The organism is Haloarcula sp. HT12 (assembly GCF_055271655.1).
The window spans coordinates 470663-489212 of the sequence record NZ_JBUXKW010000002.1; the positions used below are offsets into that span (position 1 = coordinate 470663).

General features: G+C 65.6%; 17 protein-coding genes. 12 read left to right on the forward strand and 5 right to left on the reverse strand.

Features of this window, described 5'->3' with window-relative positions:
* Positions 1 to 26: 26 nt before the first annotated feature.
* Entirely contained in the window at positions 27 to 2417 is a 2391-nt protein-coding gene (locus tag ACY9XZ_RS07600) for a methyl-accepting chemotaxis protein (RefSeq protein ID WP_463456439.1), read from the reverse strand.
* A 190-nt stretch (positions 2418 to 2607) separates the two neighbouring features.
* Between ACY9XZ_RS07600 and ACY9XZ_RS07605 the strand changes: the two genes are divergently transcribed.
* The 8 genes from ACY9XZ_RS07605 to ACY9XZ_RS07640 all read left to right on the forward strand — a co-directional run bounded on the left by ACY9XZ_RS07605 (position 2608) and on the right by ACY9XZ_RS07640 (position 8012).
* Positions 2608 to 3036: a 30S ribosomal protein S12 gene (locus tag ACY9XZ_RS07605; RefSeq protein ID WP_004515440.1), complete on the forward strand. Its 429-nt coding sequence runs from the start codon at positions 2608 to 2610 to the stop codon at positions 3034 to 3036.
* 2 nt (positions 3037 to 3038) lie between these two features.
* Positions 3039 to 3659: a 30S ribosomal protein S7 gene (locus tag ACY9XZ_RS07610; RefSeq protein ID WP_463456440.1), complete on the forward strand. Its 621-nt coding sequence runs from the start codon at positions 3039 to 3041 to the stop codon at positions 3657 to 3659.
* Between the two features lie 49 nt (positions 3660 to 3708).
* Complete coding sequence (locus ACY9XZ_RS07615) at positions 3709 to 5088, forward strand: PQQ-dependent sugar dehydrogenase (protein WP_463456441.1); 1380 nt, start codon at positions 3709 to 3711, stop codon at positions 5086 to 5088.
* Between the two features lie 122 nt (positions 5089 to 5210).
* Positions 5211 to 5534, forward strand: a complete 324-nt coding sequence (locus ACY9XZ_RS07620; protein ID WP_463456442.1) for a MarR family transcriptional regulator — start codon at positions 5211 to 5213, stop codon at positions 5532 to 5534.
* A 26-nt stretch (positions 5535 to 5560) separates the two neighbouring features.
* A complete protein-coding gene (locus ACY9XZ_RS07625; RefSeq protein ID WP_463456443.1) occupies positions 5561 to 5869 on the forward strand; it encodes a hypothetical protein in 309 nt (102 codons plus the stop codon).
* A gap of 156 nt (positions 5870 to 6025) precedes the next feature.
* Positions 6026 to 6607, forward strand: a complete 582-nt coding sequence (locus ACY9XZ_RS07630; protein ID WP_463456444.1) for a biotin transporter BioY — start codon at positions 6026 to 6028, stop codon at positions 6605 to 6607.
* Complete coding sequence (locus ACY9XZ_RS07635; RefSeq protein WP_463456445.1) at positions 6604 to 7308, forward strand: energy-coupling factor ABC transporter ATP-binding protein; 705 nt, start codon at positions 6604 to 6606, stop codon at positions 7306 to 7308. The genes ACY9XZ_RS07630 and ACY9XZ_RS07635 overlap by 4 nt, the downstream gene beginning before the upstream one ends.
* Positions 7302 to 8012: an energy-coupling factor transporter transmembrane component T family protein gene (locus ACY9XZ_RS07640; protein ID WP_463456446.1), complete on the forward strand. Its 711-nt coding sequence runs from the start codon at positions 7302 to 7304 to the stop codon at positions 8010 to 8012. Before ACY9XZ_RS07635 ends, ACY9XZ_RS07640 begins: the two co-directional genes overlap by 7 nt.
* On the opposite strand, the gene ACY9XZ_RS07645 is transcribed toward ACY9XZ_RS07640, so the two are convergent.
* From ACY9XZ_RS07645 to ACY9XZ_RS07655, 3 genes are all read right to left on the reverse strand, one after another.
* On the reverse strand, positions 8009 to 8863 hold the full coding sequence (locus ACY9XZ_RS07645) for a hypothetical protein (RefSeq protein WP_463456447.1): 855 nt from the start codon (positions 8861 to 8863) through the stop codon (positions 8009 to 8011). The two genes, ACY9XZ_RS07640 and ACY9XZ_RS07645, sit on opposite strands and share 4 nt — an antisense overlap.
* A 72-nt stretch (positions 8864 to 8935) precedes the next feature.
* Complete coding sequence (locus ACY9XZ_RS07650) at positions 8936 to 12055, reverse strand: PAS domain S-box protein (RefSeq protein WP_463456448.1); 3120 nt, start codon at positions 12053 to 12055, stop codon at positions 8936 to 8938.
* An 84-nt stretch (positions 12056 to 12139) separates the two neighbouring features.
* Positions 12140 to 12934: a DUF5781 family protein gene (locus ACY9XZ_RS07655; protein WP_463456449.1), complete on the reverse strand. Its 795-nt coding sequence runs from the start codon at positions 12932 to 12934 to the stop codon at positions 12140 to 12142.
* Between the two features lie 209 nt (positions 12935 to 13143).
* Between ACY9XZ_RS07655 and ACY9XZ_RS07660 the strand changes: the two genes are divergently transcribed.
* A complete protein-coding gene (locus tag ACY9XZ_RS07660) occupies positions 13144 to 15330 on the forward strand; it encodes an elongation factor EF-2 (protein WP_463456450.1) in 2187 nt (728 codons plus the stop codon).
* 187 nt (positions 15331 to 15517) lie between these two features.
* Here the strand turns inward: ACY9XZ_RS07660 and ACY9XZ_RS07665 are convergent, their stop codons facing one another.
* Positions 15518 to 16570, reverse strand: a complete 1053-nt coding sequence (locus ACY9XZ_RS07665; protein ID WP_463456834.1) for a peptidase — start codon at positions 16568 to 16570, stop codon at positions 15518 to 15520.
* Positions 16571 to 16722: 152 nt separating this feature from the next.
* Between ACY9XZ_RS07665 and ACY9XZ_RS07670 the strand changes: the two genes are divergently transcribed.
* The 3 genes from ACY9XZ_RS07670 to ACY9XZ_RS07680 all read left to right on the forward strand — a co-directional run bounded on the left by ACY9XZ_RS07670 (position 16723) and on the right by ACY9XZ_RS07680 (position 18502).
* Positions 16723 to 16944: a hypothetical protein gene (locus ACY9XZ_RS07670; protein ID WP_463456451.1), complete on the forward strand. Its 222-nt coding sequence runs from the start codon at positions 16723 to 16725 to the stop codon at positions 16942 to 16944.
* An 83-nt stretch (positions 16945 to 17027) separates the two neighbouring features.
* Positions 17028 to 17561, forward strand: coding sequence for an amino acid-binding protein (locus ACY9XZ_RS07675; protein ID WP_463456452.1), 534 nt, complete (start codon positions 17028 to 17030; stop codon positions 17559 to 17561).
* A complete protein-coding gene (locus tag ACY9XZ_RS07680; RefSeq protein WP_463456453.1) occupies positions 17558 to 18502 on the forward strand; it encodes a homoserine dehydrogenase in 945 nt (314 codons plus the stop codon). The genes ACY9XZ_RS07675 and ACY9XZ_RS07680 overlap by 4 nt, the downstream gene beginning before the upstream one ends.
* The last annotated feature ends 48 nt before the right edge of the window (positions 18503 to 18550 follow it).

An 18550-nucleotide genomic window follows, 5' to 3' on the forward strand; every position in this document is an offset into this window, starting at 1 on the left:
TGCCGGGGGGCTGTGGACCCTGTCACTCAGTCGTCGGTCACACCGTCGTCGTGTTCGTACACGTCCGTGTCGCTGTGTGCTTCCACGTCGAACTGTGCCAGCAGGTCGCTGAGATCGCTGGCCTGGTCCGAGAGGGACTCGATGCCACCGGTGACCTCGTTGATCGTCGCGGTCTGTTCCTCCGCGGCCGCGGCGACGCCCTCCGCCTGGCTGGCCGACTCCTCGCTGATCGTCCCGACCTCGTCGATCATGGCGACGGTCTCCTCGGTCGAGGCCGCCTGCTCGTCGGTGGCGTCGCTGATGGACTGGATACCGTCGTTGACCTCCTCGACGCGGTCGACGATCTGTTCGAGCGACTCGATGGCGTCGTCGACAGTGTCGATGCCGTCCGTCACTGAATCACCCATCTCTCTGATGTCGGTGACGGCCTCGCCGGTGGTGTCCTGCACGTCTTCGATGACGGACGAGACCTCCTCGGTGGCCTCGGTCGTCTCCTGCGCGAGGCCCTTGATCTCGTCGGCGACGACGGCGAAGCCCTCGCCGGCCTCACCGGCCCGGGCGGCCTCGATGGAGGCGTTCAGGGCGAGCATGTTCGTTTGCTCTGCGATGTCGTCGATCAGATCGACGATGTCGCCGATCTGCGCCATCTCCGCGTCGAGTGACTCGACGCGGTCGATGGTCTCGTCGGCCCGTGTTTCGATATCGTTCATCACTTCCGCGGCTTCCGTCGCGCGCTCGCTGCCGGTCTCGCCGATCTCGGCGGCCTCGTTCGACGTGGCCGAGACCTCGTCGGCCTGGGCCGCGACCTCCTCGATTGTCGCGGAGAGGCTGGACATCTCGTCGGCAGTCTCCTGAATGTTCTCGTACTGGGTCTCCGCGCCAGTCGCGATCTCCTGGACGGACTCGCTGACTTCCTCGCTGGCGTCGCGGACCTCCGTGGCGCTCGCGGTGATCTGGTCGGCGGAGCCATCGACGTCGTCGGCGAACTCCCGGATGTGGACGACGGTCTGGCCGAGTTCGGCGAGCATGTCGTTGAACGCGGCGGCGATCTCGGCCATCGCGTCGTTGTCCGTGTCGGCGTCGAGCCGCTGCGTGAGGTCGCCCTCGGCCGCCTTCCGCATCACGGCCGAGAATTCCTCGGCCTGCTGTTCGAGCGAATCAGCAAGCGCCTCGGCTTCCGCCTGTGCCGTCTCGGCGTCGCGCTTTGCGGTTTCGATGTCGCCGATGAACTGCCGGAGGTCGCCGCGCATCGCTTCGAGGGAGTCGCCGAGTCGACCGGGCACGTCGTCGTCCAGTACCTCGTCGTCGAAGTCCTGTCTGGAGAGCGCGTCGGCCTGCGCGGCGACGGTCCCGAGGTACGACTGGATGTCGACGAACGCGTTCTGGACCTGACCGATCTCGTCGAGTCGCTCGCTGGTCTCCCTGTGGTCGTCCAGTTCGCCGCGGGCGAGGGCCTCGGCACTCGACGCGACGGCCGTGAGCGAATTGCGGATATCACGGCCCACGAAGGCTCCGAACGCCAGGAAGCTGAACAGTGCCAGGCCGATGAGCGCGAAGGTGTCCCGCTGGATCGTATCGCGCAGGGCGTAGGCGCTCTCGACTGGTGCGCGCTTGACGACGACCCAGTTCATCGCCTCCACCTTGGCGTATCCCCACACTTCGCCGTTCGCCTGTAGCGTGCCGGTCGTCCTGTTTGCTCCATTGTTTATCACTTGCCGTTCGGTCTCGCCGTCATAGCGGTCGAAGATCCGCGAGGTATTGTCCGCGAAGATCACTTCGTTGCCGTCGTTGTCGTACTCGATGACGTGGGTCTCGCCCCCGTCGATCGAGTTCTCGAACGACTGGGAGCGCTTGCTAACGTCGTATATGAGCATTGTCCGGTAACTCGTCCGAGGGACGTTGCTGATAAACGCCATGTAGTGTGCCCCGTTCTCTTCGAACACGCGTGACTGCGAAACCGCGTCTTCGCCGCTCAACAGGAGCGTCCCGCTGCTCGTTCGCCACTGGATGCCCAGGTCGTCGAGTGTCCGGCCCTGGTACGATTCGTTCGTCGAGCCCTCTATGGCCCCCGTGGAACTGTTCACGAGCGTGATCGTGTGGAGCGAGCCACCGATCCGTGTCTCGGACGTCTGAAACGCCCGCATGGCCTGTGTCGACGAACTGCCCACCTGGTAATGGTTCGACAGATATCGGGTGGTCCGGCGGGACTGTTCGATCCATCCGGCCATCGTGTTCGCCTCTTGCTGGGTAGTCGTCTCCAGTTCGTTCTGTCGCTGTTCGGTCAGGTCCGCGCCGACAGCGTCCACTGCCACCAGCCCCGCACTGGTTACGACGAGCGCGATGACCGCAACAGCGAGGCCGAACTTCCGGAGGTAGCTCTTCCGAATCGCCGCTGGGAGGACTGTTGTGAGCTTCATGTATCGCTTGTAGCGTCTTGCTGACCGCTTTCTTTACTGCTGGTGTAAATCCATCCCCCTCATTATCAAAAGTAATTCTCCACCACCTTCCCGTGTCACACCTATGGCACAGAACGCCACACACGCCGGCGCTACCGGCCGAGTCCGAAAGAGGAGTCTTAAGTACCTCCGAAAGGTACCAGTGCCTACTATGGCGAACGGCAAGTACGCCGCGCGCAAGCTCAAGAAGGACCGCCAGAAACACCGGTGGTCCGACACTGACTACGCGCGTCGCGAACGCGGCCTGGGCAAGAAGTCCGACCCGCTCGAGGGTGCGCCCCAGGGACGAGGTATCGTACTGGAGAAAGTCGGAATCGAGGCCAAACAGCCCAACTCCGCTATCCGGAAGTGTGTCCGCGTCCAGCTCATCAAGAACGGTAAGCAGGTCACCGCGTTCTGTCCCGGTGACGGCGCTATCTCTTTCATCGACGAGCACGACGAGGTCACGATCGCGGGTATCGGCGGGGCCAAGGGCCGCGCGATGGGCGACCTCTCCGGTGTCAACTACAAGGTCGAGAAAGTCAACGGCGTCTCCCTCATCGAACTCGTTCGCGGGAACGCGGAGAAACCGGTCCGATAACCATGAGTGCCGAAGACACACCTGACGCTGATGCTGACGCGGCCGAGGAAAGCGAGCCGGAGACGGCCCGCGCGAAGCTGTTCGGCGAGTGGACGGTTACGGACATCGAGTACTCCGACCCCTCCACCGAGCGCTACATCACCGTCACACCGATCGCCCACACGATGGGGCGTCACGCCGACAAACAGTTCAAGAAAAGCGAGATCAGCATCGTCGAGCGGCTCATCAACCGCCTGATGCAGACCGACGAGAACACGGGCAAGAAGCAACTCGCCACCTCGATCGTCACCGAGGCGTTCGACATCGTTCACGAGCGCACCGACGAGAACCCGATTCAGGTGCTCGTCAGTGCCGTCGAGAACAGCGCCCCCCGAGAGGAGACCGTCCGCCTGAAATACGGTGGTATCTCGGTCCCGAAGGCCGTCGACGTCGCGCCACAGCGTCGCGTCGACCAGGCCCTGAAGTTCCTCGCCGAGGGCGTCTACGGTGGCTCGTTCAAGACCACCACGAGCGCCGCCGAGGCGCTCGCCCAGCAGCTGGTCGGTGCCGCCAACGACGACGTCCAGACCTACGCGGTCAACCAGAAAGAAGAGAAAGAACGCGTCGCGGCTGCCGCTCGCTAACCCGGCCGTCTCCGACATCTTTATTCTTCTTTACTCGTCAGTGAAATCTATGCGAAATCCCAGCCGCGACGCCAGTTCCCGCCGTCAGTATCTCGCCGCACTCGCGACCGTCGGGGCGGCCGGGCTGGCCGGCTGTCGCGGTGAGTCCGAGACACAGACCGATTCTTCGGACCCGACGCCGACAGCCACGACGACAGGCCCGGCTCGGACGCTGGACAGGTACGACGTGTCCGTCAGCCACGAGCGGAGCCAGGCACCGGACACCGACTGGACGGCTCCGACCACGTCGCCGACAGACACGTCGCTCGATACCGAACCGCTCATCGAGGACCTCGAAATCCCGTGGGACCTCTCGTTTGCCGCCGACGGGACGCTGTTTCTCACCGAGCGGGTCGGCCGCGTCCTCTCGTTTGCGGACGGTAGCGTCCGGACGGTCACCGAACCGGCCGCGGTCATCGACGCGGAATCGAGCGACGACGGCTGGTGGGTGACCGGCGGTGAGGGCGGTACGCTCGGCGTCGCCGCCCACCCGACCTACCCCGACCCGCCGGTGGTGTACGTCTACTACACGACGATGACCGACGACGACGAGCGGTTCAACCGGGTCGTCGCCATGGACGTCTCGGCCGAGGACCCCGCCGCCACGGAGTCCGTCCTGGTCGATGGCATCCCCGGGAGCAAGATACACAACGGCGGGCGGCTCACCTTCGGCCCCGAGAACTACCTCTGGATCACGGCGGGGGACGCCGGTGCCGGCGACCTGGCCGCGGACACCGACTCGCTCGGTGGAAAGGTCCTTCGCGTGACGCCCGCGGGCGACCCCGCACCCGGAAACCCGGACCTCGGCGGGGACCCGCGGGTGTTCACCTACGGCCACCGGAACCCACAGGGGCTGGCCTGGCTCCCCGACGGCACCGTCGTCGCCTCGGAACACGGCCCGACCGGGCGGGACGAACTCAACCGCCTCGAAGCCGGCGGGAACTACGGGTGGCCCGACACCCGCGAACACGGGGAGTACCTCGATGCCGGCCCCGAGGTCCGCCGACCGCTCGCAAACACCGGCAACGCCGGCGGGTGGGCACCCTCCGGCTCGCTGTTCTACACCGGCGATGCCGTGCCGTCGCTGCGGAACCGACTGCTCACTGGCGGCCTGAAAGGCCAGAAACTCCTCGTCACGACGCTGACGCCGGCCGGCGAGGACCGTCCGCCGGCCCAGGGTGCCGAGGTGTACGACGCCGACTGGACCGACGACGGCTACACCGCGACGACCCACTCCCTGCTGGCCGACGAACTCGGTCGGATTCGCCACGTCGAGCAGGGGCCCGACGGCGGGCTGTATCTCGTCACGTCGAACCGCGACGGGCGGGCCGGCGACGGGTTCCCGCGTGAGCGCGACGACGTGCTCGTTCGGGTCACGCCGGCCGAGTGAGTATTATCAGCCGTTGTGAATTCAGTTTATTTATCCACTTATATAGCTGAAACAGCCGCTCAGTTTGCCTGTGGATTGACCGCACCAAACAGTTTATTACATTCTATAACATATCACTACACATGCCAATCAACATTGACCGGTTCGAGGATGAGTCCGAAGATACTCTCGACATTACGGAGGGAACACAGCCCCACAGGATTCTCACTTTTTTAGCAGCCAATGACGAGCAGGCGTTCACACAGACTGAAATCTACGAGGCGACCGACATTCCTCGTGGGAGCGTCGGTGTCGTGCTGTCACGGTTGGAAGATCGAGGACTAGTCCGCCACCGTGGCCGCTACTGGGCTATTGCAGACGACGACCGACTCGCCTCGTTCGCAGCACAGCAGGCTGCAAGCTCGGCATCAACAACCGACGACTACTACGCTGACACAGACGCATGACTGAGTAATACGCCCGGGGCACCGTCGTGAAAGGTCCAGACCTCTTGGGACCCCACGAATATCGCCCATACGTTTGTCTGAGCACAGAAGAGCCACCATTTCGTGATAAAGAAGCCGTCTATGCGGTTGTCACGACAACACGTCGTTCTGCTGCAATCCCGCTTGCCGAAACAGACTTCACAAGTGGCGGACTCCCTCGTGAAAGTTACGTCAATCCGTGGGTTCTGGTCACGATTAAACACGCTGACGTTGCTGAAATTGAAGGGCAACTGAGAGGAGACACTGTTGATACTATCGCCCGAGAGGCAGCAACGCTCATCGGAGGGCTAGATTGAGACTCACTCCGGTCAGTTCATTCCTTGCAGTGACCAACTGTCCGCGACAATCCCATGAATGGAAGTCTCGTATTCACAATGACTGTTATGGACAACCTGTGGAATCCCGCCCCGTGAACCACTGGCTATATTTCGGTTGACGAGAGAGGGTGACCCATGGCAACAGAGCAATCCGTCGACCTCGTCGACGACGAGACCGTCGGCTGGTTCACCAAGGCGGTGCTGATCGCGGCGCTGACCGCGGCGCTCGCACAGATATCTATTCCGCTCCCGGGGACGCTGCCGCCGTTCTCGCTGCAACCCTTCGGGATGTTCTTCGCCGGCCTGGTGCTGGGGCCGCTGTGGGGCGGTGTCGCCCTGCTGCTGTATATCCTGGTCGGTATCGCCGGCGTCCCGGTGTTCTCGAACGGGAACGCGGGTCTGGGCTACGTCATCGCCGGGCAGGGGACCGGCGGCTTCCTCGTCGGCTTTCTGGTCGGGGCGGTCGTCGCTGGCGCAATCGCACACCGGAGCACGACGCCCCGGTCGGTCGCGGACCTCTCCGTCCCGGTGCAGGCCGTCGCGCTCGTCGCGGCCGTCGCCGTCGTCTACGCCATCGGCGTCCCGTGGCTGTCGATGGTAACCGGCCTGCCGCTCACTCGCGCCGCCGCCGTGATGGCCCCGTACGTGCCGCTCGACCTCCTGAAGCTCGGTATCGCGGTCGCCGTCGTGCAGGGCGGCTACCTCGCCAGTCGATGATCGCAGTCGACGACCTGCGCCATCGGTACGACGACGTGGATGTCCTCGACGGCGTGACCCTGTCGGTACCGGACGGCCAGTACTGCCTGCTCGTCGGCCCGAACGGGAGCGGCAAGACGACGCTCGTCCGGCATCTCAACGCACTGCTGACGCCGGATTCCGGGACAGTCACCGTCGACGGCACCGACGTGACGGACGACCCCGTCGTCGCCCGGACACGAATCGGGATGGTGTTTCAACACCCCCGCGACCAGTTCGTCGCCGCGACCGTGGGCGCTGACGTGGCCTTCGGCCCGGAGAACCTCGGCCTCGACAGGGCCGAGATCGACCGCCGGGTCGACGCGGCGCTGGAGGCTGTCGGTCTCGATGGGGCCAGAGACCGGCGGATCGACGCCCTTTCAGGCGGCGAGCAGGCTCGCGTCGCCATCGCCGGGGCGCTCGCCATGGCGCCGAACTACCTCGTGCTCGACGAACCGCTCGCCGGCCTCGACTGGCCGGCCAGGGAGTCGGTTCTCGACCACCTCGACGCGCTGGCCGCCGACGGGACGGGCATTATTGTCGTCACTCATGACCTCCGGGACCTCCACGAGCGGGCCGACCGCCTCGTCGTCCTCCACGAGGGCCGGGTCGTTCTCGACGAATCGCCGTCGGCGGCGCTCGATGCGCTCCCGGACCTCGGCGTCCGAGACCCGCGATGCTGAGCTATCGGCCCGGGTCGACGTTCGCGCATCGGCTGGACCCGCGATCGAAGCTCCTGGTCCAGTTCGGGCTCGCCATCGCCGCGGTCGCCCATCCCACGCTCCCGTGGCTCGTCGGGACGACCGTGTTCGCGCTGGGCACGCTTGCGGCGGCGCGACTCTCGCCGCTGGCCGTCCTGCGATCCTATCGGGTCGTCCTCGCCGTGCTGGCGCTGGCCCCGGTCATCGCCGGCGTGGCGCTCGGCCCGCCGTGGTTTCGGGTCGAACCGGCGCTGCGCTCGGCCCTACACGTCGGGCGCATCCTCCCGGTGTTGTTCGTCAGCGCTGCCTACCTCACGTCGACGCCGGTTCGGGACACGCGGGCGGCGGTCCAGCGCCTGATTCCCGGCAAGCCCGGTCAGATCCTCGGTGTCGGGATGGCGCTGGTGGTTCGGCTGTTCCCGCTGGTGCTTGCGGACGTTCGGGAGGTGCGCGACGCGATCCACGCTCGCGGGGGCGAGGCTCGCCCGCTGTGGGACCGTGCTAGGCTGCTCACCGTTCGGTCGCTCGAACGCACGCTCGACCGCTCGGACCGGCTCTCGGTTGCCCTGCGGGCCCGCTGTTTCGCGTGGAACCCGACGCTCCCGCCGCTTTCCTTCGACCGTCGTGATTACCCGGTGCTCGTCGTCGGGGTCGCACTGGCGCTGTCGCCGCTCGTCCCGGTCTAATCGGTCGCCTGCGTCCGCTCGGTGTTTGTTCCGTTCTCGCGGCTCTCCTGTTCGAGTGCCGTCGCCACCCACGCCGGCCGCGTGACCGCTCCCGGGTCCGTGTCGAACCGAACGGTGCTGTTGGCGACGGCCGGCGCGCCGTCGCGCGTCCCGGTGTAGCGCACCGACGCCCGCTTGAGGAGGCCCGTCCCGGTGACGACCGCTCGGATACTGCTCGTTTCGACGCGGTCCAGGTCGGTGCTCGTTGCCCACTCCTCGCTCAGGTTCCGTGACTCGAGTGCGTACGTCGGCGGATCGGCGTCGGTGTCGCTGGCGACGACGGCCGCGTTCTCGTCCGATAACGTCTCCGCGACGTTGTACGCGGTCCGGCGGTACGGATACCGCTGTCGGGACTCCACGACGGTGTACCGCGTGGACCCGTTCGCATACCGGAGACGCAGAACGCCGACGGACTCGTTGGTCCACGCGTGTCTGCTGACGATGGCATTGCCGCCGGCCCGCTCACGCGCTGTCCGGTGACGCCACGAGCGAACCGTGCCGTCGTCTCCGACCAGCCGGCCCCGCTCCAGCCGCCGCACCGTGGTCCCGTTGGCGAACTTGACTGCCCGGACGACTGTGACGGCGTAGCTCCTGTTCGTAAGTCGCCGCTCGTGGGCGTTCCCGAGCTGCCCGGGGTCACTGACGCTGTCGGCGGTGACACCCGGCGGCAGGCTCGGGTCCGGCGTAGGGACCGGTGCTGGCGTCACGGTCCGCGGGCCAGCGTCCGGGCCGGCCGTGCCGAAGGCGCTACAGCCGCCAAGGACGACGAGTCCCACCAGGGCGAGTCCGACAGCGAGTGAGCGGGGCTGCACGGACGGGCCTTCGAACGTCCGCTTTAATTGGTCTTCGGCGGGCCACAGAGGGACCGCGTACGCGCCAGCCCGTCACTCCACGATATCGACGCCGGTAAACTCGAACCGCGCGCCGCCGTCGCTGCTCTCGTCGATTGTCACCGTCCAGTCGTGGGCGTCAGCGATCTCCGCGACGATCCAGAGCCCGAACCCCGTCCCAGCGTCCGACGTGGAGTAACCGGTCTCGAACACCCGTGACCGGTCTTCTGCGTCGATGCCGTCGCCGTCGTCCTCGACGTAGAACCCGTCGTCGAGGCCGCCGACGGTGACCGTCACGTCGTTGGATGCAGTCCGACTGCTCGTGGACCCGTGCTCCACGCTGTTGCTGAACAGGTTCTCCAGCAGTTGTTCTAACCGACTTCTGTCGGCCCGAACGACGGCGTCTGTCTCGACAGTGAGTTCGGCGTCGTCGGTTTCGACGTTGTGCCAGCACTGTTCGGCAGTGTCCGCGAGCGCCACTACGCCGGCGTTGACCTCCGACTGCCCGTCCTGTGCCGCCGAGAGGAGATCGTCGATGAGTGTCCGCATCCGCGCGAGCGCGTCGCTGGCGTTGTCGAGGTGTTCGCTGTCGCGCTCCTGCTGGGCCAGTTCGATGCGTCCCTCGGCGACGGACAGCGGGTTCCTGAGGTCGTGGCTGACGATGCTGGTGAACTCCTCAAGTCGTTCGTTCGTGTCCTCGAGTTCCCGCTCGCGGCGCTTGCGCTCGGTGATATCGCGGTCGATACCGATTGCCCGAACCGGCGTCCCGTCGCCGTCGGATTCGACGCGGCCTTTCGCCTCCATCCAACGGACCTCGCCGTCACGGATGATCCGGAACTCGGCCTCGTACGTCCCGGTCTCGGTCGCCGTCTCGATGCGCGCCGCCACCTCCGACTGGTCCTCCGGATGGACGAGCGGCAAGAACTCATCCAGCGTGTCGATGTCGGTGCCGTACAGCGTCTCGGAATTAGGGTAGTACGACAGGTCGCCGGACTCGAACTCGCGGTCCCAGACGACCGTGTTGGTGGTCTCCAGTGCGATCTCCATCCGCTCCCGTGTCTCCTCCAGTTCGCGCTCGCGGAGCTTTCGGTCGGTGATGTCCTGGATCGAGCCCCGGAGTTTGACGACATCGCCGCTCTCGCTGACCGGTTCACACAGTGCGCGGACCCACCGGTACTGGTCGTCGTCGCCGATACGCACCTCCATGTCGTATCCCTCGGCTGTTTCTATCGCCCGCTGGAACTCGGTCATGACAATCTCCCTGTCGTCGGGGTGGTACAGGTCTAAGATAGAGTCGACGCTCAGTTGGTCGTCCGGCGTCAGCCCGTGTAGCCGGTAGAACTCGCTTGTCACCGTCATCTCCGGCGGCTCGGTCGTCACGTCGATCTCCCAGCCGGCGACGCTCGCGATCCGCTGGGCCTGGTCGAGGAGCTCCTTCGTCCGCGTGAGTTCCTGTTCCCGTGCCTTCCGTTCGGTGATGTCCCGGCCGATGCCGGCCAGCATCAGGTTCCCGTCGGGATCCTCGACGCGAGTCGCCGTGAACTCGTAGGGGATCTGCTCGCCCGATTTCGTGATAAACGGCACTTCGACACGGGTGATGCCGTCCTCGAACACGGACTCGATAGCGGCCCCGACGAGGTCCTGGTGCTCCTCCGGGAAGAACTCGGCCCCGTGGGTCCCGGCCACTTCCGCGGCCGAGTAGCCGGTCACGTTCAGCAGGCTCTCGTTCCAGCGCCGGAAGCGACCGTCGCTGTCGAGGACGTAGAACACGTCGTCGATGGCGTCCAGCATGTCGTCGGTGTACTCCTTGTACCGTTCGAGGCGCTGCTCGCGCTGCTGGCGTTCGAGTTCGTAGCTCACCCACTGTGCCGCGAGGTGGACGAACGTCTTCTCGTCCTCGGTGAAGGGGGTCTCGCGGGGCGACCGGTCGACGAAACAGAGCGTCCCCGAATGCGCGTCACAGACCCGGACCTCGCCGCTGATGTACGTCTCGTAGTCCCACCGTTCGTACGCCGGGTCCGACGCCCACCCCTCTTCGGAGGCTTCCGCGATCGCCTTGACACCCCCGGAATCGATCATCTCTCGGCAGTAGGACTCCGACAGCGGCGCGACAGTTCCCGGTGCGAGCCGCTCATCGTCCCCGCTCGAATAGAGGATCGAGAACTCGTCGGTGTCGGTGTTGTTCGAGGACAGGAACGCGTCAGCGGTCCTCAGTCGCTGTCGTCCGAGATCCAGTACGGCCTGGATCTTCTCGTCGAACGAGGCCGCAGGGTCAGCGCTGATCTCGTAGAGTTCCCGGAGCGTCTGGTTGTGCTCCGCGAGCTGGTTTTTGGTGGTTTCGAGTTCGCGCTCGCGGTTCCGCCGTTCGGTGACGTCGCGGGCGAACCCGGCGACGCGAACCGTCTCGCCGTCGCTGTTCGTGATCGGTTCGCCCTGTATCCAGACCCAGCGCTGATACTCCTCGTCGGCGTTGACGCGACACTCCACGTCGGCCGACTCGCCGTCCATGAGACACCGCATCGCGTCTTTCACCCGCTCGCGGTCCTCTGGGTGGATGCCGTTCAGGAAGTCGTGGGGGTCCTCCCGGAGGTCGGCCACTGACCGCCCCCAGATATCCTCGTAGGCGGAGTTGATGACGAGCGCCTCGCTCAGATCGGCCGTGAACTCCCAGAGGATGTCGTGGGTCGCCTCGGTGAGTTCGCGGACGCGGCGCTCGGATTCGGCGGCCTGTCGCTTCGCGCGGTACTCGGAGACCGCGTTCTCGATTCGGTTGGCCAGGAGTTCGTACACCTCGACCCCGAAGGACTTCTGTAGATAGTCGGTCACCCCCATCGAGATCGCTTCGCTGGCTACCTCCTCGCTGCCCTTGCCGGTGAACAGGATAAACGGTAGGTCCGGGTCCGTCTCCCGAATCGCATCGAGCAGTTCGATGCCGGTCATCTCCGGCATGTCGTAGTCGGAGACGACGGCGTCGAACCCGTTTTCGGCGAGTCGGTCGAGCCCGTCCCGTGCGCTGGTCGCGGTTTCGACGGTGATCCGGTCGTCCGCGGCCTCCAGGGAATCCGCCGCGACAGCGACGAAGTCCGGGTCGTCGTCGACGTGTAACACCCGGATCTGTTCGCCGACGACATCCGCCTCGCCGTCGAGATGCCGGCCGCGAAGCGCCTCGGTCATAGTGGACCGGTTCACAGGTTACTGCAAAAACACTTCTGTTGATTGACTCGTCGCTGTGGGCGAGGGGAGCCGGTAATCGTGGGGTCAGTCCGCCGCGCGGCCGCCGCCGCCAGCGTACGCGCGGGTCACGTCGACGAGCGCCTTCCGGAACTCGGATTCGTCCGGCTCGGGCGAGAGCGACGCGAAGTGGCGCTTGAACTCCGCGAGATCGACCGATTCGGCGTCCTGCCCCGCGGCGTGGGCGAGGTCGTACAGCCGGTGGTCCGCCTCGACCAGGTCGTGGCGCTCACACAGCGCAAGGGCAAACGCCGCGTTGACGGCCGTGATGTCCGGGTCCGCGGCCGGCGTCAGCCGCGCGGCCGGTTCGCTGGGGTGGCGCATCCGGGTCGGCGATGTCGAGCGACCCCAGGTCGGCGGATCGCCGGGCCGGTCCGCGACCGCGGCCGCGAGGCTGGCTTCCAGAAACGGCACCAGCTTGTCGCCGGGTACCACCGGCATCCAGATGTCGTCGGCGTAGACGTCTTTCATGTGGTTGGCGATCTGGTAGCAGTGTGTGAGCTTTCGCTGTTCGACCGAATGCCCTGCCAGTGCGAGGTAGATGGCTTCCCGCGTCGACTGGGTGTGTGACGGATGCCCGCGTTCGTGGTGGTGCATGTGCGCGTACTCGTGTAACGCCAGCTCGCGGGCCATCGCGCTCGTTGCCGCCTGGCGGGAGATCGTCAGCCGATGGGCGTCGTCGCTGTGGCTGACGCGGGTGCGCTCGTCGGGGTCCTCCCGGACCCGGACAGTCACTGGTCGGTTCAGATCGTGTTCCGTCGAGAAGAGGTCCCTCGCCCCGAGAAACGGTTCGGCCGGCCCACCCTGCACGTGCACGTCCATGTGTAACCTTCTCATGGGTTGCACAGCTATTAATCCATGGTTCGGGGCAGTGTTCGTCCCCAGCAGCCGACTCCGACCCTGGTCTCACGGCAAGCCACTGAGTCCGTGCGGATTGCGAGACTATCCCACGCGAACGGGCGGATTTCGAGCGGTCGCGGCCGTAGTGAAACACTATCCTTTTGACCCTGCTGTTGATAGAAAGCTGTATAATGGGCCGACGTAAGAAAATCGTCCAAGAATGTGAGACACTGATGGACGATCCGGAGCACATCCGGAACATCGCCATCGCTGCTCACGTCGATCACGGAAAGACGACACTGACGGACAATCTGCTGGCCGGTGCCGGCATGATTTCCGACGACACCGCCGGCGAACAGCTGGCGATGGACACCGAGGAAGACGAACAGGAACGTGGGATCACCATCGACGCGGCCAACGTTTCGATGACCCACGAGTACGAGGACCAGAACCACCTCATCAACCTCATCGACACCCCCGGCCACGTGGACTTCGGTGGCGACGTGACCCGCGCGATGCGTGCCGTCGACGGCGCGCTCGTCGTGGTCGACGCCGTCGAGGGCGCGATGCCCCAGACCGAGACGGTGCTCCGGCAGGCGCTCCGCGAGGGCGTCAAGCCGACGCTGTTCATCAACAAGGTCGACCGCCTCATCTCCGAGCTTCAGGAAGGCCCCGAAGAGATGCAGGAGCGCCTGCTCGCGGTCATCCAGGACGTCAACGACCTCATCCGCGGCATGACCGAGGAGATGGACGACATCGAGGACTGGACGGTCTCCGTCGAGGAAGGGACCGTCGGCTTCGGCTCCGCGCTGTACAAGTGGGGCGTCTCGATGCCGTCGATGCAGCGGACCGGCATGGACTTCGGCGAAATCATGGAACTGGAGCGCAACGACAAGCGCCAGGAACTCCACGAGCGCACGCCGCTGTCCGACGTGGTTCTGGACATGGTGTGTGAACACTTCCCGAACCCCGTCGACGCCCAGCCGATGCGCGTGCCGCGTATCTGGCGTGGCGACGCCGAGTCCGAGCTCGCAGAGGACATGCGACTGGTCAACGAGGACGGCGAAGTCGTTCTGATGGTTACCGACATCGGTGTCGACCCCCACGCCGGCGAGATCGCCGCCGGTCGTGTCTTCTCCGGCACGCTGGAGAAGGGCCAGGAGCTGTACGTCTCCGGGACCGCGGGCAAGAATCGCATCCAGAGCGTCGGCATCTACATGGGTGGCGAGCGCGAGGAAGTCGACCGCGTCCCCGCCGGAAACATCGCCGCCGTCACGGGCCTCAAGGACGCCATCGCCGGCTCCACGGTCTCCAGCGTCGAGATGACGCCGTTCGAGTCCATCGAGCACATCTCGGAGCCGGTCATCACGAAGTCCGTCGAGGCACAGAACATGGACGACCTGCCGAAGCTCATCGAGACGCTCCAGCAGGTCGCCAAGGAAGACCCGACCATCCAGGTCGAGATCAACGAGGACACCGGCGAGCACCTCATCTCCGGGCAGGGTGAGCTGCACCTGGAGGTTATCGGCCAGCGTATCGAGCGCAACCAGGGTATCCCGATCAACACCGGTGAGCCGATTGTCGTCTACCGAGAGGCCCCACAGAGCAACAGCCGCGAGGTCGAGGGTATCTCGCCGAACCGCCACAACCGCTTCTACATCTCCGTCGAGCCGCTCGGCGACGACATCGTCGAGACCATCAAGATGGGCGAGGCGTCGATGGACATGCCCGAACTGGAGCGCCGCGAAGCGCTGCAGGAGGCCGGCATGGACAAGGACGACTCCCAGAACATCGAGCACATCCACGGGACTAACATCCTGCTCGACGAGACGAAGGGGATTCAGCACCTCAACGAGACGATGGAGCTCGTCATCGAGGGCCTCGAAGAGGCGCTCGACGACGGCCCGCTCGCGTCCGAGCCGGTCCAGGGATCCCTGCTCCGCCTCCACGACGCTCGCCTCCACGAGGACGCCATCCACCGCGGTCCGGCCCAGGTCATCCCTGCGGTGCGTGAGGCCGTCCACAACGCGCTCATCGACGCCCAGATCAAGCTGCTGGAGCCGATTCAGCAGGTCCGTATCGACGTGCCCAACGACCACATGGGCGCTGCGAGCGGCGAGATCCAGGGCCGCCGTGGCCGCGTCGACGACATGTACCAGGAAGGCGACCTGATGGTTGTCGAAGGCGTCGCCCCGGTCGACGAGATGATCGGCTTCTCCTCCGACATCCGCTCGGCCACCGAAGGTCGTGCCTCCTGGAACACCGAGAACGCCGGCTTCCAGGTCCTCGCAGACAACCTGCAGCCTGACAAGATCAGCGAGATCCGCGAGCGGAAGGGCATGAAGCAGGAACTGAACCCGGCTATCGACTACTTCTAAGTACCTTTTTAGGTCACCCCCTCTCCTCGCGCGCGCTTTGAGTGCGCTGCGGGGAGCGGGTTCGTAAAAATCTACGCTAAAAACTCCCTTCTCGCTCCCGCTGGTCGCGAGAAGTGAAACCGCGCGCCGGCGGCGCGCGGTATGCTTGTCCGCCGTTCTCTTGTCTTCGCTTCGCTACGGGACCGCCTTATTTACCTGCTTGCTCCCGCAACCGGTCGATTCGGTTCCCCAGCGGCGGCGACCGTGCGAACGGGTTCGCGAGTCGTCGTCGGGACGGCTCCATGTTGTGGACGGCGGCGTACTGTTTGAGGGCGTCAGCGACGGCGTCCGGGCCGACCCGTGTGGCCGCGTAATTGTCGGCTGCTCGGACGCCGCGGCGGGTGACCCACAGACTTGCGACGACGAGTCCGAGACTCGCGCCGACGAGCGGCCACAGCGGACCGAGGTCGGCCAGTGCCACGAACAGCGGGATTAGCGCGATCAGCAGGCCGCCGACGATCCTGGCAAGCACGCGGGCATTTTGACGGCCGGCCTGGACCGCGAGGAGCGCCGTCGCTGTCTCGTCGTCGAACACGTCGAGGAACGTGCTCGTCACGAAGAGCCGGCGATATCCGGGCGGTCCGCGGACGGTCACGTTCGCTGTCGCCTCCTGTTCGGTATCGAGAACCCGAACGTCGCGGACGGTCAGCCCCGCGCGGTCCCGGAGGCGGTCCAGCGTCTCTGTCGTTGAGTCATCCGGCCGTTGGACGGACCGCACGAACGGGATGAGCCAGGGGGCTACGGCCTGACTGGCGACGATGAGGCCGGCAACGACGGCCAGCAGTGCGGCCGGTGACAGGCCGGTCTCAAGCGGCGCGGCGACGATGGTCACGATCACGGACAGCCCGAGGACGTATCGCCCCATCCGGACGAGCGCCCGGCCAGTCGAGAGTCCGATGTCCCGGACGCTGCGGACGCCCGGGACGGTTGGTGCGTAGGCGACCAGTCCGATGACGCCGGCGGCCAACAGTTCCGCAAACGTCGCCAGCAGCGTTTCGAGTATCCCGGTCCCCCCGCCGACCACTACATAGCCGAATCCCAGCAGCCGGAAGACGACGTACGACAGCAGGGCGAACGGGAGCACGACCCCGAGATACAGCTGTCGGTACTTGGCGACGGGGTTCGAGAGCCGCCGTGCGACTGCGCTCCCGAGTGCGCCGATGACCGCTCCGAGGACGGTGAGGATACCGAAGACGAGCAGCGCTGCGCCTGTCGACAGCGATGTAGCTTGGAGGGCGTACACATGTGGACCCCTCCGCAGTCAGCCAAAAAAACGTAGCGCTCACTTGCCAGCGTCTCTCACGAGTGGGGCTGGACCCCACGCTTAGGTCCACCGACGTCGAACAGGGCGGTATGAGCGACCGCATGCACCAGATTGTGGATCTTCTCGTGGCTGCTGTCATCGCCGGTACGTCGACGTTCATCTGGAGTTTCGTCCTGCCGACGGGGCTGGCGCTGACGCTCGCGGGGATGTTCGCGGCGATGTACTACTTCTCGCGCAATCCCTGGGGGTCGACCCGCGGCGAGGCGTACAACGAGTGGATCGACGACCTGTACGACCGCTTTCTGCCATAGATGCGACCAAACGGACGGTTTCTTATACGTGCCCCTGCTGAGTCTCCCACAATGAGCCGAGATACCCAGGAGGTGAGCGGGCGATGAGCGACTCGACCGACGAGGTACGGTCCTACACAGTTCGGCTGGAACTGGTCGATGAACCGGGCGAACTGCTGCGGGCGCTCGAGCCCATCGCCACCAACGGCGGGAACCTCCTCTCTATCTTCCACGAGCGGGGGAACGTGACCCCGCGGGGTCACATCCCCGTGGAGGTCGACCTGGAGGCGACCCCCGAGCGGTTCGACGGAATCGTCGACGCACTCCGGGACGCGGGCATCAACGTCATCCAGGCCGGGGCCGAGCAGTACAGCGAGGCGCTGACGATCATCCTCACCGGCCACCTCGTCAACACAGACCTCTCTGATACACTCTCTCGGATTCACGAATCGACTGACGCAACCGTTACCGATCTCTCGCTGTCAGCACCGGAGGGGACGGACGATGCCTCCAGCGCGCGCATCCGACTGGCGACCGAGGAAGGTGCGGTCGACGAGACGATGCATTCCATCCGCGCCGTCGCCGACGACAAGGACCTCCGTGTCATTGAACCGCTCGCTGCGGGAGGTGAGGCATGAGACTCGCCGTCATCGGAGCCGGTGCGGTCGGGTCCTCCGTCGCCGAACTGGCGAGCGACTACGGGCACTCCGTCACGGCGTTTGCCGACTCCAGCAGCGCTGTCATCGAAAGCAACGGTATCGACGCCGCCGAGGTGCTCGACAGGAAGCGAACCGACGGCGTCGTCGGCAGTGACGCGCCCGAGGACGCGCTTTCGGCCGAGTACGATGTGCTCGTCGAGGCGACGCCGACGACGCTCGGCGACGCCGAACCAGGCTTCAGCCACGTCCAGGCCGCGCTCGAACGGGACCGCCACGCCGTGCTGGCGAACAAAGGACCGGTCGCCGAACGCTACGCCGACGTTCGCGCGCTCGAACGCGAAAGCGAGGGGAGCGTGCTGTTCGAGGCGACCGTCGGCGGCGCGATGCCGGTCCTCTCGACCATCGACGACTTCGACCCGAGCCACATCACCGCCGTCCGCGGGGTGCTCAACGGCACAGCGAACTTCATCCTCTCGCGGATGGCGACCGAAGGCCTCGACTACGAGCACGTCCTCGCGGAAGCACAGGACCTCGGTGTCGCCGAGGCCGACCCGACCTTCGACGTGGACGGCACCGACGCGGCGCTGAAAGGCGTCATTATCGCGAACGTCCTCGCTGGCAACGGGACGGAGTACACGCTTGATGACGCCGAAGTCGAGGGGATTCAGGAGATATCCGGCAGTGCCCTCGAACTCGCGCGGGCCGACGGGCGGACCGTTCGGCTCATCGCCGAGGTCGTCGAGGGATCGGTCCGCGTCGGCCCGCGGCTCGTTCCGGACAACGCGCCGCTTGCCGTCTCGGGGACCCGCAACATCGCGCAGCTAGAGACCGAACACGCCGGCCAGCTCAATATCTCCGGGCGCGGTGCCGGCGGCCCGGAGACGGCGAGCGCGGTGCTTGCCGACATCGGCCGACTGTAACGGGCCAGCAGGATCTCATACGCGACCGCGTCGTTCTTCGTATTCCTC

Coding starts and splice junctions, on each gene's coding strand:
- ACY9XZ_RS07600 (WP_463456439.1), bottom strand. CDS start 2,417: ATGAAGCTCACAACAGTCCTCCCAGCGGCGATTCGGAAGAGCTACCTC.
- ACY9XZ_RS07605 (WP_004515440.1), top strand. CDS start 2,608: ATGGCGAACGGCAAGTACGCCGCGCGCAAGCTCAAGAAGGACCGCCAG.
- ACY9XZ_RS07610 (WP_463456440.1), top strand. CDS start 3,039: ATGAGTGCCGAAGACACACCTGACGCTGATGCTGACGCGGCCGAGGAA.
- ACY9XZ_RS07615 (WP_463456441.1), top strand. CDS start 3,709: ATGCGAAATCCCAGCCGCGACGCCAGTTCCCGCCGTCAGTATCTCGCC.
- ACY9XZ_RS07620 (WP_463456442.1), top strand. CDS start 5,211: ATGCCAATCAACATTGACCGGTTCGAGGATGAGTCCGAAGATACTCTC.
- ACY9XZ_RS07630 (WP_463456444.1), top strand. CDS start 6,026: ATGGCAACAGAGCAATCCGTCGACCTCGTCGACGACGAGACCGTCGGC.
- ACY9XZ_RS07635 (WP_463456445.1), top strand. CDS start 6,604: ATGATCGCAGTCGACGACCTGCGCCATCGGTACGACGACGTGGATGTC.
- ACY9XZ_RS07640 (WP_463456446.1), top strand. CDS start 7,302: ATGCTGAGCTATCGGCCCGGGTCGACGTTCGCGCATCGGCTGGACCCG.
- ACY9XZ_RS07650 (WP_463456448.1), bottom strand. CDS start 12,055: ATGACCGAGGCGCTTCGCGGCCGGCATCTCGACGGCGAGGCGGATGTC.
- ACY9XZ_RS07655 (WP_463456449.1), bottom strand. CDS start 12,934: ATGGACGTGCACGTGCAGGGTGGGCCGGCCGAACCGTTTCTCGGGGCG.
- ACY9XZ_RS07660 (WP_463456450.1), top strand. CDS start 13,144: ATGGGCCGACGTAAGAAAATCGTCCAAGAATGTGAGACACTGATGGAC.
- ACY9XZ_RS07670 (WP_463456451.1), top strand. CDS start 16,723: ATGAGCGACCGCATGCACCAGATTGTGGATCTTCTCGTGGCTGCTGTC.
- ACY9XZ_RS07675 (WP_463456452.1), top strand. CDS start 17,028: ATGAGCGACTCGACCGACGAGGTACGGTCCTACACAGTTCGGCTGGAA.
- ACY9XZ_RS07680 (WP_463456453.1), top strand. CDS start 17,558: ATGAGACTCGCCGTCATCGGAGCCGGTGCGGTCGGGTCCTCCGTCGCC.